Source organism: Myxococcus sp. CA005, assembly GCF_006518205.1.
In the GTDB taxonomy this organism is placed as follows: domain Bacteria; phylum Myxococcota; class Myxococcia; order Myxococcales; family Myxococcaceae; genus Myxococcus; species Myxococcus xanthus.
On the sequence record NZ_SRLV01000041.1, the window covers coordinates 39,119 to 55,121 of the forward strand.

At 68.7% G+C, this 16,003-nt stretch carries 13 protein-coding genes; 8 read left to right on the plus strand and 5 right to left on the minus strand.

All coding sequences use genetic code 11. The features are described from left to right. Positions 1 to 119 precede the first annotated feature (119 nt). Together FMQ63_RS19335 and FMQ63_RS19340 are read right to left on the minus strand one after the other, a co-directional pair. Positions 120 to 1,067, minus strand: coding sequence for an amidohydrolase family protein (locus FMQ63_RS19335; RefSeq protein ID WP_020477754.1), 948 nt, complete (start codon positions 1,065 to 1,067; stop codon positions 120 to 122). A gap of 14 nt (positions 1,068 to 1,081) precedes the next feature. Further along, entirely contained in the window at positions 1,082 to 1,309 is a 228-nt protein-coding gene (locus tag FMQ63_RS19340; protein WP_020477753.1) for a hypothetical protein, read from the minus strand. A 249-nt stretch (positions 1,310 to 1,558) separates the two neighbouring features. On the opposite strand from FMQ63_RS19340, the gene FMQ63_RS19345 reads away from it, so the two are divergent. Next, positions 1,559 to 1,837: a hypothetical protein gene (locus FMQ63_RS19345; RefSeq protein ID WP_011551497.1), complete on the plus strand. Its 279-nt coding sequence runs from the start codon at positions 1,559 to 1,561 to the stop codon at positions 1,835 to 1,837. 111 nt (positions 1,838 to 1,948) lie between these two features. On the opposite strand, the gene FMQ63_RS19350 is transcribed toward FMQ63_RS19345, so the two are convergent. From FMQ63_RS19350 to ggt, 3 genes are all read right to left on the minus strand, one after another. Continuing rightward, positions 1,949 to 4,006, minus strand: a complete 2,058-nt coding sequence (locus FMQ63_RS19350; protein ID WP_020477752.1) for a M3 family metallopeptidase — start codon at positions 4,004 to 4,006, stop codon at positions 1,949 to 1,951. A gap of 177 nt (positions 4,007 to 4,183) precedes the next feature. Continuing rightward, positions 4,184 to 4,966, minus strand: coding sequence for a TatD family hydrolase (locus FMQ63_RS19355; protein ID WP_011551499.1), 783 nt, complete (start codon positions 4,964 to 4,966; stop codon positions 4,184 to 4,186). A 3-nt stretch (positions 4,967 to 4,969) separates the two neighbouring features. Further along, positions 4,970 to 6,778, minus strand: coding sequence for a gamma-glutamyltransferase (ggt, locus tag FMQ63_RS19360; protein ID WP_011551500.1), 1,809 nt, complete (start codon positions 6,776 to 6,778; stop codon positions 4,970 to 4,972). 214 nt (positions 6,779 to 6,992) lie between these two features. Between ggt and FMQ63_RS19365 the strand changes: the two genes are divergently transcribed. From FMQ63_RS19365 to FMQ63_RS19395, 7 genes are all read left to right on the plus strand, one after another. After that, positions 6,993 to 7,199 (plus strand): hypothetical protein, encoded by a 207-nt coding sequence (locus tag FMQ63_RS19365; RefSeq protein ID WP_011551501.1) that lies wholly within the window; start codon positions 6,993 to 6,995, stop codon positions 7,197 to 7,199. Positions 7,200 to 7,210: 11 nt separating this feature from the next. After that, entirely contained in the window at positions 7,211 to 8,611 is a 1,401-nt protein-coding gene (gene glmU / locus FMQ63_RS19370; protein ID WP_011551502.1) for a bifunctional UDP-N-acetylglucosamine diphosphorylase/glucosamine-1-phosphate N-acetyltransferase GlmU, read from the plus strand. Positions 8,612 to 8,718: 107 nt separating this feature from the next. After that, a complete protein-coding gene (gene glmS, locus FMQ63_RS19375) occupies positions 8,719 to 10,554 on the plus strand; it encodes a glutamine--fructose-6-phosphate transaminase (isomerizing) (protein ID WP_011551503.1) in 1,836 nt (611 codons plus the stop codon). 261 nt (positions 10,555 to 10,815) lie between these two features. Next, entirely contained in the window at positions 10,816 to 11,601 is a 786-nt protein-coding gene (locus FMQ63_RS19380) for a hypothetical protein (protein WP_228556452.1), read from the plus strand. 112 nt (positions 11,602 to 11,713) lie between these two features. Continuing rightward, positions 11,714 to 12,805: a recombinase RecA gene (recA, locus tag FMQ63_RS19385; protein WP_011551505.1), complete on the plus strand. Its 1,092-nt coding sequence runs from the start codon at positions 11,714 to 11,716 to the stop codon at positions 12,803 to 12,805. Between the two features lie 163 nt (positions 12,806 to 12,968). Further along, on the plus strand, positions 12,969 to 15,194 hold the full coding sequence (locus tag FMQ63_RS19390) for an alkaline phosphatase (RefSeq protein ID WP_011551506.1): 2,226 nt from the start codon (positions 12,969 to 12,971) through the stop codon (positions 15,192 to 15,194). A gap of 202 nt (positions 15,195 to 15,396) precedes the next feature. Continuing rightward, positions 15,397 to 15,954: a GNAT family N-acetyltransferase gene (locus FMQ63_RS19395; protein WP_011551507.1), complete on the plus strand. Its 558-nt coding sequence runs from the start codon at positions 15,397 to 15,399 to the stop codon at positions 15,952 to 15,954. Positions 15,955 to 16,003: the final 49 nt, after the last annotated feature.

The window sequence follows — 16,003 nt, forward strand, 5'->3', positions numbered from 1 at the left end:
AATTCTATGGGCAGGATGATGGGAACTCCTCTTCCATTCCGGAAGGGGCCCCGGTGCTTTTCAACAGCGAACGGCCCGTGAGGACGAGGCTTGCATCCGGAGCCGGATGTCCACGGGGCTCACGCTCCGTACAACTGGAGCGCATTCTGCCCCAGGATGCCCGCGAGTACCGCGTCATCCAACTTCATCCCCAGCATCGTCCGCAGCTCACGGTCCCAGGCGTAGGGGATGTTGGGAAAGTCCGTGCCGTAGATGATGCGCTCGGGCCGGACCTCCAGCGCGCGGCGGGGGATGGGGACGGGGAAGTACCCGGCCAGGGCCATGGTGGTGTCCAGCCAGAGGTTGTCGTGCCGCTCGAGCAGCCGCGCGTAGGCGTCGAACTCGTCCGCGCCCAGGTGGGGCACGCACAGCTTCAGCGTGGGATGGTCCTTCAGCACGCGCTCCACCCGCTCCGCGGCGCAGAGCGCGTAGGTGTCGCAATTGTAGTGGGGACTGGAGGGCTCCCGCCCCGCGTGCATGACGAGCGGACGGCCCGCCTTCGCGCACGCGGCATACACCTCGTGAAGGTGCGGCGCGTCAGGTGAGAAGCATTGAACGTGGCAATGAATCTTCACCCCACGCAGGCCCGCGTCGAACGCCTCTTCCAACACGGCCGTGGCATCGGGTTCGCCCGGGAGCACGGTGGCGAGCCCCAGCACACGAGGCTCTTCCCGGGCCACCTCCGCCACGTAGGCGTTGAGCGCGCGGGCCATGCCTGGCCGGTGGGCGTAATGCAGCGCCACCACCCGGTGGACACCTCGCGACAGGAGGAAGGACACGACCTGTCGCGTGTGCAGCTTGTAGCGGATGGGCCAGCCGTACTGGTCGAACCAGCGCCACACCGCGTCGAACACCCGGTCCGGGAAGAGGTGGACGTGCGCGTCCACCACGGGCGGCAGTCCTTCGGGCAGGCGAGGGCCCTCCGTGTCCTGGAGGGCGGGCATGGGCATGCGGATGCCGGCGTCCCGCCACGTGGGCGCGGAGGCCAGGCAGGGGACGGGCACGTCAGCGTCGGAGTCGGTGGCCATGGCGAGCCACCCGTCTACGCCTTCTTGGCGGTGTCGTCCTCGTCGCCGTCGGTCCGTCGCAGGTAGGTGTTGTGCGGATACCCCTGGCGGGACAGCCGCTGCGCCTCGATGGCGTCTGCGACCTTGGCGCAGACCTGGCCCAGCATGCGCAGCGACTCGGCGAGGAGCCGCTCGGCGTGGTCCTGCGCGTCGGCAGCCTGGATGGTGGTGCGCTCTTTGCGGAACAGTCCGGGCAGCTTCATCTCCCCCAAAGCATAGGTGACGCACTGCTCCCGTGCCACCGCCCCGCGAGGCCGGCCTTAACCACGTTGACGGCCCGCTCAATTTACATTTTTGAGCAGTTGCCCTGGCTCCTCGCCTGGATGCCTGCCAGTTGTGCTTGTAACCTCTTGGACTTCCAGGCTTTTGACGAATTTTCAAGTAGGGGGATGACACGGAGTTAATCCGGCCCTACATTCGATTCCGTTGGATTTACGGCAGAGGAGCTGCGCATGGCTTACGACGGCGAGCTGGTGAAGATGGAGAACGGTCGCTGGGCGCGGTTCCAGCGGTGCCAGGTGTACCGCCCGGGCGTCGAGGACGCGGGCGAGACGATGCTGCTGATCGCCGTGGAGCTCGATGAGCGCTATCAGCGCCAGCTCGACGAGGCGGCTGACTCCCTGGCTCAGTACCGCTATCAGGGCGTTCCCGTGCAGGTCCGTTTCGATTCGGGTTCCCAGGGCATCACTCTGCAGCCCGAGCAGACGGTGTCCGCACCCGCGGTGCACTGAGCGCTGACTCCGCGTGAGCGGAGTGTCAACGGGTTGACGGATTCACAACCCAAGGGGCCTCGCGATTCACATCGCGGGGCCCTTGGTTTTTACAGGCCCTGACGAGCAGCGTCAGGCGTCGTCCAGCCAACGGGTATACGCCTCGAAGCCGTAGTCCCTGCCCAGGAATGACCGGACCAGGTCCGCCGCGTCACGGGAGCCGCCCGGCCCCAGCACGGCGTCCCGGTAGCGCTGGGCGGTGGAGGTGTCCATCAGCCCGTGCTCCAGGAACGGTGTGAGCAGGTCCCGGGCGATGACGAGCGACCAGAGGTAGGCGTAGTACGCGGAGGAGTAGTAGCCGTCGAGCTGGACGAAGGAGAGATGGGCGTAGGTGTCGTCCACTGCGGGGAAGGGCATGTAGCGCTCCTGGAGCGCGTTCACCCGCGCGGTGGTGTCCACGCCTGCGGGGTCGCTCGCATGGAGCTGGAGGCTGACGGCCGCGTAGAAGAGCTGTTGGCGAAGCCACAGTCCCTTGCCGAAGGCGTCCGCGCGCCGCATCCGGAGGATGGTCTCCGTGGGCAGCAACTCGCCGGTGACGACGTGCCGGGCGAACGTCTGGAGTGACTCCGGGCGCCAGGCCCACTCCTCCAGCACCTGGGCGGGAGCCTCCACGAAGTCACGCTCCGTGCGCGAGCCGGACAGGCCGGCCCAGCGCGTCCGGCCGCCGAGGACGTGGTGCAGCAGGTGGCCGAACTCGTGGAAGAACGTCTGCACCTGGGAGTGCTGGAGCAGCGCGGGGTGGGCGCCGGGACGCGGGAAGTTGCCTGTCAGCACGCCTTCGGGAAGCGTCCTGCCCGCGCGGCCGGTGGCCAGGTCCCACTGCGCCGGATGGGCGTACTTGTTCGGGCGTGGGTGCATGTCCAGGTAGAAGCGCCCCAGACGCGTGGGTCCCTCGTAGATGTCCCAGGCCTCGATGTCCGGGTGCCACACCGGCGCGTCCGGGACGCGGCGGTAGGTGAGCCCGAAGAGCCGCGAGGTGATGTCCAGCACGCCCTGCTTCACCCGCGTGTATTCGAAGTAGGGCCGCAGGTCGCGCGAGTCGAAGCGGTAACGCTCCGCGCGCACCTGTTCCTTGAGGTACGTCTGCTCCCACGGCTCCACGTGGGACGCGCCGGGCACGTCGCGCCGCTTGCGCTCCAGCAGCGCGGTGTAGTCGTCCTGCACGCGCGTGGTGGTGGCGGTGGCGAGCTGTTCGATGAAGTCCTCGGCCACGTGCTGGTGCCGGACCATCTTGTCCTCGGACGCGTAGGCGGCCCAGCTCGGATAGCCCAGGAGCGTGGCCAGGTCGTGGCGCGTCTGGAGCAGGCGTGACAGCGTCTCCAGGTTGCGGGGATGGCCGCGCTGCTGGCCCGCGCGCCAGAGCGCCTCGCGGGCGCCGTTGTCGCGCGCGTACGTCAGGACGGGCAGGGCGTCGGAGGCGTCGGTGGTGACGCGCACCCGGCCGTCGGGCCCGGGCGGATGGTCCCGGATGTAATCGTCGGGAAGGCCCTCCAGCGCTTCGGGTGTCACGTCCACGTGCCGGACGTCTTCGCGGATGTGCTGGCTGAACGCCTGCCCCAGCCGGGTGAGGGCGTCGTTCAGCTCGCGCAGCCGCGCGCGGGTGGCCTCGTCCCGGTTCACCCCCGCGCGCCGGAAGTTTCGCAGCACCAGGTCCACCCATCGCTGGGTGGCGGTGTCCTGCCCGCTCAGGTCCAGCGCGGCCAGAGCCGCGTAGACGTGGGGGTTGAGCGACACGTCCGTGCGCATGCCATCCGCTGCCTGGGCGCAGCGCGCCGCCGCCGCGCGGAACGCGGCGTCCGGGTGGGTGTTGGCACCGATGCCCGCGCGGCCGTTGGCGTCGTCCAGCAGTGCGATGGCGTCGTCGTAGGCGGTGAGGGCCACCTCCACGTTCCGGGGCTCGGGCAGTGACAGCAGGGCGTTGATGCGCGCCGAGGCCCGTTGCACGTCGCACAGGCAGGTCGCCAGGAACCGCCCGGGTGTGGCGGTCAGTTGGCGTCCTGCGTCAGGCTCCAGGGGGCTCGGCGTGGACGGCACCGGATGTTCGGTGGATGACGCAGGGCGCTGGGCGGATGACGAGCCAGCGCAGCCTGCGAGCGCGAGGCTGACGACGAAGACGACCAAGCGGTGCAAATGCCACTCCCAGCGCGGGTGAGGGGGCAACGTGCGGGGGACCGGCCTATTTCCGCTGCGTGCTCCTGATGGGAATGACGAAGAGCGCGCCGTTTCATCGCAAGATTCCGCCACGGAGGATGGCGGACCCGGGTCAACGGGCGCCGGCCACGGTGGCGGTACGGCGCCGCGCGAGTGTCAGTCGCCCACCTGGAAGAAGCGAGCGGCGTTCTCGTGGGTGACGCGGCGGACGATGCGCGCGGACAGGTTGGCCTTGGTCAGCAGGTTGGCGGCGCGCGCCAGGCCGAGGATGTCCCCGGCGCCGTCGCCCGCGTCGGAGTTGAGCATCAGCCGCTCACTGCCCAACCGCCGCACCAGCACCACCGCGCGCTCGGCCTTGAGCGCCTCGGGGTGCAGCGTCAGCCCGGCCCAGTGGCCCACCTCCAGGATGGTGCGCACCGTCCGGGCGTTGGCGTGGTCCACCAGCGCGCGCGAGGGCAGCAGTCCCGACTGCCGCAGGAGCGTGAGGATGCGCCGCGTGTGGCGCTCCTTGTCCGTGGTGGGGGTGTGCACCACCACGCGCAGCTTGAGGCTGCGGGCCAGCGCGAGCTGCTCCAGGAAGGCTTCTTCTTCCTCCTCGCCGCCCGTGTGCAGGCCCGTCTCGCCCAGGGCCACCACGCGCCCGCCCTGGAAGTAGTCAGGCAGCGCGGACAGCACCTCGCTCAAGCCGCGCCGGGGGATGCAGCGTGGGTGGACGCCCAGGGCCGCGTAGGCGCGGATGCCCAGGCGCTCCAGCCGGGGGAGCTGGCGTTCCACCAGGTCGTCGAAGTGCCGCAGCAGCGCCTTGGACGTGGGCTCCGGGAAGTGGTGCGCCACCACCAGCGCCCGCTCCACGCCGAAGAAGCGCATGGACTCCAAATCCTGGTCGCTCAGGCTCTCCGGGTGGAGGTGGGCGTCGAAGATGGGCGGTGGGGTGGGCACTGCTCAATCCTGTCCCAGGGCGGCGCCCTCGTTGCGCGGGTCACTCGCGGAGAAGCGCAGCCCCGTCTTCGGGTCGCTGTAGACGGCCTCCGCGTCGCCCCACTGCTCCACGCGGCGCACCTTGTGGCCCTTGGCCTCCAGCACGGACAGCGTCGCCGGCTCCAGGCCCCACTTGTCCACCCACAGCTCGTCGGGCAGGTACTGGTGATGCACGCGGCCTTCATTCACCGCTCGCGCCACGTCCATGCCGTGGTCCACCACGTTGCTGATGACCTGGATGACGGTGGTGGGGATGGTGGAGCCGCCAGGGCTGCCCACCGCGAGCATGACGCGCCGGGGGTCTTCCTTGGAGAACACCAGCGTGGGGGCCATGGAGGACAGCGGAACCTTGCCCGGTGCGATGGCGTTGGGCTCGCCCGTCACCAGGCCGTACGCGTTGGGCACGCCCGGCTGCGCGGCGAAGTCATCCATCTCATCGTTGAGCAGCACGCCGGTGCCCTTGGCCACCACGCACGAGCCGAAGCCGTAGTTCACCGTGGTCGTCATCGCCACCGCGTTGCCGTCCTTGTCGATGACGGAGATGTGCGTGGTGTTCTTCTTCTCCGGCTCGGGCGTCAGGGTGGTGGGCTCGTCCGTCAGCGTGGAGCCCCGCACGCCTTCCTTCGGCGCCAGCAGCGACGCGCTGGGCGTGGCCTTCTTCGGGTCGATGGAGCCCGCCAGGTCCGCGACGTGGCCGGGTGACACCAGCCGCGCCAGGGGCACGTCCACGAAGGCCGGGTCCCCCAGGTACTTCGCGCGGTCCACGTAGGCCCGCCGCACGGCTTCCGCGTAGAGGTGCAGCGCCTCCGCGTCGCGGAACGTCACGCCCTGGGGGCGCAGTTGCTCCATCGCGGTCAGCACCTGGATGACGGCCACGCCCCCCGCGCTCGGCGGCGGCATGGTGAGGATGCGGTGGCCGCGGTACGTGCCCTCCAGGGGCGTGGCGCTCCGCGTCTTGTAGGCCGCGAGGTCCTCCTGGGTGAGGATGCCGCCGCCAGCCTGGACCGACGTGGCGATGGCCTTCGCCACCGGCCCCGCATAGAAGGCCTTGGCGCCCCCCTTCGCGATGGAGGACAGCGTACGCGCCAGGTCGGGCTGGCGGATGACGTGCCCCACGGGCGGGGGTTCCCACTGGCCCTGGGCATTCTTCACCAGGAACACGCGTGAGGCCTCCGCGTCCCGGCTCAGACAGGCCAGCCGGCCCTCCGCCATGGTGCGGTAGCGCGGCGTCACCCACATGCCCTTGCGTGCCGCCGCGATGGCCGGCGCCAGCACCACCGCCGGCTTCAACTTTCCGTGCGCCTTGAGCAGCTCCAGGTAGCCCGCGACGGCGCCCGGCACCGCCACGCTCAGCGCGCCGTCCGTGGACAGGCCCGGCACCACCTTGCCGTCCTTCACGTACATGTCGCGCGTGGCCGCCTTGGGGGCCACCTCGCGGAAATCCAGCACCTTCGTGTCGCCGCTCTTGGCGTCGTGCACCAATGCGAAGCCGCCGCCGCCAACGCCGGAGTGGTAGGGACCCACCACCGCCGCCACGAAGGCCGCCGCCACCGCCGCGTCCGTGGCGTTGCCGCCCTTCTCCAGCATCTCCAACGCCGCCGCGCTCGCCTGCGGGTAGGCCGTGGCCACCGCGCCGCCCCGGTAGGGCCGCGCCGCCTGCGCCACACACGCCACCATCATCACCGCGGCCAGCAGCCCTCGCTTCAGCACCGCACCGCGGAAGCTCGTGTCCTTCACGGGTTCAGCCCTCCTCGCGCTGTCTGAACAGTCCATCGCTGGCTTTCGTCCTGGGTGATGTGTTACCCGGGCGACAAAAGCCTACCCTCCAGTCCGGCGACGCCAGGGGACCAGACGGACTACATGTGTCCCGGTATGCACGAACCGTATGGTCAGGACCAGGATTTCAGCCTGACAACATTTTTCCTCTTGGATTGTTCTCCGGCGGCGTGCATCCTGGTCCCATCATGAATCGCGTCCGGGGGAGCGTATGAGCACGCAAGCCATACCCGAGAAAAAGGCCCTACCTGGCGCCGCGCCCACCGCGGCCGAGGTGACGGTCTTCTTGAAGCCCAGCTTCGGCATCACGATTCAGCGCAACACCCTGTGCGTCTCGGTCAGTGCGAAGGCACGGCCGGTGGACACCGTCACGCCTTCTGATCCGCGCGCGGTTGACGACTCGATTGGCTGTCCCTAATTCTCCGCCGCATGAGCGTTCTGGCGGCGGTGGTGCTGTGCGCGGGCAAGGGCACGCGGATGAAGTCGGAGAAGGCGAAGGTCCTTCACCCCATCCTCGGTCGACCCCTTTGCGCGTATCCCCTCAAGCGGGCCCTTGAACTGGGCGCCACGTCGGTGGTCCCCGTGGTGGGCCACCAGGCGGAAGCGGTGGAAAAGGCCGTCCGAGGCCTCTTCCCGGATGCCCCCCTGCGCTTCGCGCTCCAGCGCGAGCAGCGCGGGACGGCGGACGCGGTGCGCTCCGCGGAGGAGGCCCTGAAGGGGTACTCCGGACGGGTCCTCATCCTTTACGGCGATGTGCCGTTGCTGCGCCGCGAGACGCTGGAGGCGCTGCTGGCCGCCCATGACCAGGCGGGCGGCAAGCTGGCCATGGTGACCACCACCCTGGAGGACCCCACGGGCTATGGCCGGGTCATCCGCGACGGTGGCAAGGTGACGCGCATCGTGGAGCACAAGGACTGCACCCCGGAGCAGCGCGCGGTGCGCGAGTGCAACGCCGGCATCTACTCCGTGGACGCGGACTTCCTCTGGAAGGCGCTGGCTGAAATCAAACCGCAGAACGCCCAGGGCGAGTACTACCTCACCGACCTGGTGGAGATGGCCGCGAAGCGGGGCCCGGTGGGCTCGGTGGAGGCGGACGCCACGGAGACGGCCGGCGTGAATGACCGGGTGGAGCTGGCCGCCCGCGCGCGCGTGCTGCAGCAGCGCATCAACGAGGCGCACATGCGCGCCGGCGTCTCGCTACAGGACCCCGCCACCGCCTACATCGAGGAAGGCGTCACCGTGGGGCCCGACACCGAAATCGGTCCCTCCGTCACGCTGGCCGCCGGCACCGTGGTGGGCAAGGGCTGCACCATTGGCCAGGGCAGCGTGCTGCACGCCTCCACCGTGGCGGACGGCACCGTCATCAAGCCTTACTCCGTGCTGGAAGAGGCCCGGGTGGGGGAGCGCAACGTCATTGGCCCCTTCTCGCGGCTGCGCCCAGGGACGGAGCTGGCCGAGGACGTGCATCTGGGCAACTTCGTGGAGACGAAGAAGGCCCGCATCGGAAAAGGTTCGAAGGCCAACCACCTCACTTACCTGGGGGACGCTGTCATTGGTTCCGGGTGCAACGTGGGGGCGGGCACCATCACCTGTAACTATGACGGGGTGAACAAGCACCTGACTGAGCTGGGGGATGGTGTGTTCATCGGCTCCGACACCCAGCTCGTCGCGCCCGTGAAGGTCGGCGACGGCTCGTATGTCGGCGCGGGCACCACGGTGACGAAAAATGTGCCTCCAGGGAGCCTCGCTGTGTCCCGGACGCCACAGGTGACCAAGGAAGGTTGGGTGGCCACCAAGAAGGCGCGGCAGGCGAAGGCGCGGGCGGGATAGTCGGCGCGGCTCTTGCTTGGGTACCAGGCAGAGCGCGGCCCGGCAGGGATGTAGGGGAATCCCGCGGATTGCTCCGGCGGGCGAGGGCGTGAGAGAGAGGTGCAACTATGTGCGGGATTGTTGGTTACGTCGGTGACAAGGAATCAGCCCCCATCCTGGTGTCGGGCCTGAAGCGGCTCGAATACCGTGGCTATGACTCGGCGGGCGTGGCGGTGCTGAATCAGCGCAAGCTCAATGTCGTGCGGGCCACGGGCAAGCTCCGCAACTTGGAAAACCGGGTGGTGGCGGACCAGCCACCAGGCAACATCGGCATCGGGCACACCCGCTGGGCGACCCACGGGCGTCCCTCCGACGAGAACGCGCACCCGCACACGTACAAGGACGTGGCGGTGGTGCACAACGGCATCATCGAAAACCACCTGTCGCTCAAGGAGCAGTTGCGCTCGCGTGGGCACGTCTTCTCCTCGGAGACGGACTCGGAGGTGTTCGCGCACCTCATCTCCGAAGAGCTGGAGCGCGGGCTGGAGCTGCCGGACGCGGTGCGCGCGGCCATTGCCCAGGTGAAGGGCACCTACGCGCTGGCCGTGCTGACGGCCAGCGACCCCAGCCGCATCGTCTGCACCAAGGACGCCTCGCCCATGGTGCTGGGCCTGGGCCAGGGGCAGAACTTCCTGGCCAGCGACGTGCCGGCGCTGCTCGAGCACACGCGCGACTTCGTCTACATGGAAGAGGGTGACCTGGCCGTCATCACCGCGGCGGCCGTGGACATCTTCAACCGCCAGGGCCAGAAGGTGAACCGGCCCACCCGCCGCATCGACTGGACGCCGATGATGGCGGAGAAGGGCGGCCACAAGCACTTCATGCACAAGGAAATCTGGGAGCAGCCCCGCGCCGTCGCGGACACGCTGCGCGGCCGGATGCTCCTGTCGGAAGGCGACGTCCACTTCGAGGGCTGGAACCTGTCGGCGGAGAAGGTCCGCTCGCTGACCAAGATCACCATCCTCGCGTGCGGCACGTCGTGGCACTCCGGTGTCGCGGGCAAGCACATGATTGAGTCGCTGGCGCGCCTGCCGGTCGAGGTGGAGCTGGCGAGCGAGTTCCGCTACCGCGACCCCATCGTCGACGGCACGCACCTGGCCATCGCCATCAGCCAGTCGGGCGAGACGGCGGACACGCTGGCGGCCTTCAAGGAGGCCAAGGCCCGCGGCGCCACGGCCATGGCCATCTGCAACGTCATTGGCAGCGCGATGACGCGCGAGGCCGACTTCTCCGTGCTCACCAACGCGGGCCCGGAGATTGGCGTGGCGTCCACCAAGGCGTTCACCACGCAGCTGGTGGCCTTGTTCCTGCTGGCCGTCAAGCTGGGCCGCATGCGTGGCACCCTGTCCGTGCCGGCGGCGCAGGAGCACCTGACGCAGCTCACGAAGGTGCCGAAGATGATTGAGGACGTCCTCAAGTGCGAGCCGGCCGTGACGCGCGTGTCGCGTGAGTACATGGACTCGCAGGACTTCCTCTTCCTCGGCCGCGGCCCCATGCACCCGGTGGCGCTGGAGGGCGCGCTCAAGCTGAAGGAAATCTCGTACATCCACGCGGAGGGCTACGCGGGCGGTGAGATGAAGCACGGCCCCATCGCGCTCATCGACGAGAAGATGCCGGTGGTGGTCATCGCGCCGAAGCAGCCGCACGTCGCGTACGAGAAAATCATCGGCAACATCGAGGAGGTCCGCGCGCGCGGTGGCAAGGTGATTGCCATCATCGACGAGGACGACGAGCACGTGGCCACGCTGGCCGACCAGGTCATCCGGATTCCAGCGGCTTGCGCGCTGCTGGCGCCGGTGGTGGCCACCATCCCCCTGCAGCTGCTCGCCTACCACGTGGCGGACCTGCGCGGGAACGACGTGGACCAGCCGCGCAACCTGGCCAAGAGCGTGACGGTGGAGTAGCCGCCGCGCGTCTTCGGACGTGAAGCGCCAGAAGCCCGGGCTCCCGCGAAGGGGGCTCGGGCTTCGTCGTTTGTGCGTGAGGGAGCGGCACCTGGTGAAGGCGCGCGCTCCCGGGCACTCATGTCTCCCTCCGCCACCCTCCGCATTGCCTGTGCGTCCGAAGCCGCGTCGTCCACTCCGACATCAACCCCGTTGCCCGGTGAATGTTGCGGGGGCACGTCGCTTTGAACCTCCCCGGGAGCCGTGGCTACAGTTTCCTCCGTGCCCGACGCGCCTCGCATACATCCGCCCACGCAGCGGCCCATGGAGGGCGAGGACGAGGCGCCACTGGGGGAGGTCGCGCCGTGGGAGGCGCCGCCCGAGCCCGCGCCGCTGGAGGCCACTCCGGTTCCTCTGCTCCGGGGGACGCCCACGCCGCCGTTGGACCTCCCCCTGCCGGTGCTGGTGTTGACCGAGCAGGCCCGGCGGGTGCCGGAGGCGGAGCGTCCCCTGGTGGCGGCGCGGCTGAACCTCCAGCTGTCCCGGATGGCCAGGACAGGCGGAGACCGGCTGGTGGCGGACACCTTCCTCCGGCTGTTGGAGAGCGGGCGGCTCACCGGACTGGTGGATGCGAAGGGACGCACCTGCCGCGCGGCCGCCGTGGAGGCTCTGTTGTCCCTGGGCTTCCCCTACGCCCTGGAAGTCCAGCCCGAGGACCTGGCGCACCTGCGCGCCAACACCCTGCAGCGGAAGGCGCACCGCCTGAAGCCAGGTACGTCCATGGCGGTGTTGGTGGGAGGCATCGGGGTGCAATTCGTCCATGAAGCGCTGGTCCACAAAGGGGACGCCAGCCTGCTCACCTCCCAGGTGGGTCTGTCCCTGCTGGCGATGGCCGCCTTGTGGCTTGCTCCGCCCCGGACGCCCGTGTACCGCGTGGGGTTGCTGATGCTGTCCCTGGTGTCCCTGGCGGGGGCGGTGTTTGCGCTCCTGGGCGTGGCGCACACGGGGCTGTGGGTGGGATTGGCGGGGCTGGTGGCCGCCTTCCTGGCTGCCCTCCGCGAGGGCTGACCGGCAGGATGCAGCACGGATGTCAGAGGGGTGGACTAGGGTCTACCCATCGCGTACTAAAAGCGCGTTCAGGTGAGCCGGGGTGGCTCGCCAATACAAGGAGCTACGAGCAATGGCCGTGAATCAGGAGAAGGAAAAGGCGATCGAACTGGCGATGTCCGCGGTGGAGCGCCAGTTCGGCAAGGGGTCCATCATGCGGCTCGGCAACGACGAGCCAATGATGCGAGACGTTCAGGCCATCCCGACGGGCTCCATCTCGCTGGACATCGCCCTGGGCGTGGGTGGCGTGCCCAAGGGCCGCATCATCGAAATCTTCGGGCCGGAGTCGTCCGGTAAGACGACGCTGTGTCTCCACATCGTCGCCGAAGCGCAGAAGCGCGGCGGCATCTGCGGCTACGTGGACGCGGAGCACGCGCTGGACGTGGGCTACGCGCGCAAGCTGGGCGTGCGCACCGATGACCTGCTGCTGAGCCAGCCGGACACCGGTGAGCAGGCGCTGGAAATCGCGGAGATGCTGGTGCGCTCGGGCGCCATCGACGTGCTGGTGGTGGACTCGGTGGCCGCGCTCGTGCCGAAGGCGGAGCTCGAGGGTGAGATGGGCGACGCGCACATGGGTGTGCAGGCCCGCCTCATGAGCCAGGCGCTCCGCAAGCTGACGGGCACCATCGCCAAGAGCCAGACGTGCGTCATCTTCATCAACCAGATTCGCATGAAGATTGGCGTGATGTTCGGCAACCCGGAGACGACGACGGGCGGTAACGCGCTGAAGTTCTACGCGTCGCAGCGCCTGGACATCCGCCGCATCGGCGCCATCAAGAATGGCGACAACGTGGTGGGCAGCCGCACCCGCGTGAAGGTGGTGAAGAACAAGGTCGCGCCGCCGTTCAAGGAAGTCGAGTTCGACATCATGTACGGCACGGGCATCTCCCGTGAGGGCGACCTCATCGACCTCGCCTCCAACGAGAACATCGTGGAGAAGAGCGGCAGCTGGTTCTCCTTCAATGGTGAGCGCATCGGCCAGGGCCGGGAGAACGTGAAGGAGTACCTGCGCGAGCACCCGGAGATCGCGAAGGACATCGAAGGCCGCGTGCTGGAGAAGTACGGCATCGGCAAGTCGGGTGCGCCCGTCGCCGCGGCGCCGGACGAGTCCGCGCCGGCCGAAGGTGGCAGCGAGAAGCGCGGCCGTGTGAAGGCCGTGAAGTAGTCCGGTCCCCGGGGCTTTTCCCCGGATGGTGGCAATTCACCATGAAAGCCAGAGGGCCGTCCGCCGCGAGGTGGGCGGCCCTTTTGCTTGGTGTCCGGCGTCCTTCGCGTGGGTTCGCACCGGGCGTGGGTGACACGATGCGTTGTCGTTTCATTCCGTGGGGATGTTTCCTGCTGAGTGGAAGAGCGCTCTAGACTCGCGGCCCTGTCTCCTAACCCGCGCAACCCGGAGTCCCGCCTTGTTCGATAGATTCAAACGCCGCAGTTTCCTCCAGGCCGTCGTCGCCGTTGCCGCGACCACTGCGTTCGGATGTTCCGACGACGAGACGACGTCGGATGCTGGCGAGAAGTACTTCCCGCAGTCCGTGTGCTCGGGTGACCCGCGTCCGGACAGCGTGGTGTTGTGGGTGCGGGCGGTGGACCCGGACAACGCGGGGGCGAACACGCAGGTGCGGCTGGAGGTGTCCACCAGCGAGTCGTTCAGCAGCGTGGTGCTGGACCAGCAGTTCACCGCGCAGGCGCAGTTCGACCATGCGTTGAAGGTGAAGGTCACCAACCTGTCGGCGCGCACGACGTACTACTACCGCTTCACCATCGACGCGAACGGTCAGAAGTACTCCACGGTGACGGGCCGCACCCGCACCGCGCCGGCCGCGGGCGACGACGTGCCGGTGAAGTTCGTCTTCGCCAGCTGCCAGGACTACATCGGTCGTTACTACAACGCGTGGCAGCACCTGCTGCAGCTCAACGAGGACCTCGACTTCGTCGTGTTCCTGGGCGACTACGTCTACGAGACGACGGGCGACGCGTCGTTCCAGTCCGTGGACGGACGCGGCATCGTCTTCAGCGAGCCCGAGAAGGCGCTCCGCCAGGGCACGGGCCTGACGGCGTTCTACGCGGCCAACTCGCTGTCCAACTACCGCGACCTCTACAAGACCCTGCGCACGGATAAGGTCATCCAGCAGGTGCACGAGCGCTACCCGTTCGTCATCACGTGGGATGACCACGAGTTCTCCGACGACTGCTGGGGCGACGTCGCCACGTACACAGACGAGCGCACCAACGAGAAGCAGACCGAGCGCCGCCGCAACGCGGAGCAGGCCTTCTTCGAGTACATCCCCATGGACCACGGCGCGAGCGACGCGGGCGCCATCGACATCAACGCCGTGGTGGCCCAGCCGACGCGCATCTACCGCGACTTCGAGTTCGGCCGGAACCTGAAGCTGCTGGTGACGGACACGCGCACGTACCGCCCGGACCACCTCATCCCCGAGGACGCGTACCCGGGCAAGGTGGCGGTGCCGGCCGAGCAGCTGGCCCTGGTGCTGTCGTCGCTGCCGGAGGCCACGCAGGCGCAGTTGCAGTCCGACATGTTCGCCTACGTGGACATCGACGCGGCGGAGCTGGCGCCCTACAAGCAGATCCTCACGGGCGTGTACGTGCAGCAGGCCGTCGCCGCCGGGCTCACGTCGGGAGAGGCGACCGAGAAGGCGGGCGCCTGGGTCTCCGGTGGGCTGTCGCTGTTCTACGTCAACCAGGTGCTCAACGCCGTCAACCAGGCGCGTGAGGCGGCGGGCGATTCGGCCATTCCGCTCATCCCCGCGACGGGCGCGCCGCGCGGTCTGGCCTATGCGCACATGGGCAAGACGGGCCTCTTCGGCATCCAGGGCTCGCGCTACGTCGTGGTGAAGCCCATCTTCGACCTGTACGCGGCCATCAAGTACATGGGCACCGCGGGAGCCTCGGAGGGCATCTTCGGCAACGAGCAGCAGGCGTGGCTCCAGGAGTCCGTGCAGGCGGACAACGCGTGGAAGATCATCGTCTCCTCGATTTCGCTCACCTCCATGGTGTTCAAGCTGAGCGAGAAGGCGGACGTCCCGGACCCCACGCTGCGCCAGGACTTCTACTTCAACGTGGACCAGTGGGACGGCTTCCCCACGAAGAAGCAGGAGTTCTTGAAGTTCCTGCGCGACAGCCAGGTGAAGAACGCGCTGTTCATCTCCGGCGACATCCACGCGTCCTTCGCGTCCGTGGAGTCCGGCATCCCCGCGCTGACGACGCCGGCCATCTCCTCCGGCTCCATCAAGGAGCTGGCGGGCCTGGCCGTCATCGGCGCGGGCTTCTCCACCGGCAGCACGGTGTACCGGTACATCGTGACGGAGCTGGACAAGTCGCTGAAGGAAGCGCACCCCGGCATGGCGTTCGTGGACGGTGATGCCCACGGCTTCGTGGTGCTGGAGGTCGGCGGCACGGAGGCGAAGGCGGCCTTCCACCTCATCCCGAGCACGGAAATCGCCAAGGACTACTCGCTGCGCCAGCCCTCCGAGCTGACGGCGAAGTTCACCCGCCGCGACTTCATCATCAAGGACGGCACCATCACCTCCGCCTGAGGAGAGAATGCCTCACCTGTTCGGTGAGGAGCGAGGGCCGCGCCGGGAGCCACGTGCTCCGGGCCGCGGCCCTCGGCCGTTTCAGGGTGGGGCGCGCCCGGTGGAATGCCGGCAAGGTGCATGGCGCAGGCGCTTCCGGTCCTGGTTCGCGCGGGCCTCCTGAATTGCTGCGCCGCGGCGTGGGGCGCGCTAGAAGCGAGGCATGTTGCCCGGTGCTCCCGTTTCCGATGTCCGACTCGTTCGCGCCCGGCCGGAGCACGTGGACTTCTGGCTGGACATGCGGGCGGCCCCTGGCGCGCGGCGCTTCGTGGACACGGAGGACGACACGCGGGAGCTGCTCCTGCGGCGCATCCTGGAAGCGGGCGCGTTGGGTGAGCCCCGCGCGCGGAGCTTCCGGTGGTTCGTGGAGGCGGACGGGCAGCTCGTGGGGACGGTGTCCGCGCGGGATTTGTCGCGCGTGCATGGCCGCATCGAGCTGGGCTACATGATGGCGGACGCGCACCACGGCCGGGGCCTGGGCTCCCGCGCGGTGGGGTTGATGCTGGAGCAGTTGTTCACGCTGCCCTACCTCCAGCGGGTGTGGCTGACGACGCTGGCGGAGAACACGGGCTCTCAGGGCGTGGCGCGCAAGGTGGGCTTCACGATGGAAGGCACCCTGCGCGGGCACTGTCTGTTCCAGGGGCAACGCCGGGACCAGCAACTCTGGGGCCTGCTGCGCCCGGAGTGGGACGCCCGGCGCGCGGCGTTCGTCGCGGGCTGAGCGCTTCGGACGACCGGTCTCTGGGAGCAGTGGGGGGCCCGGGTTATAG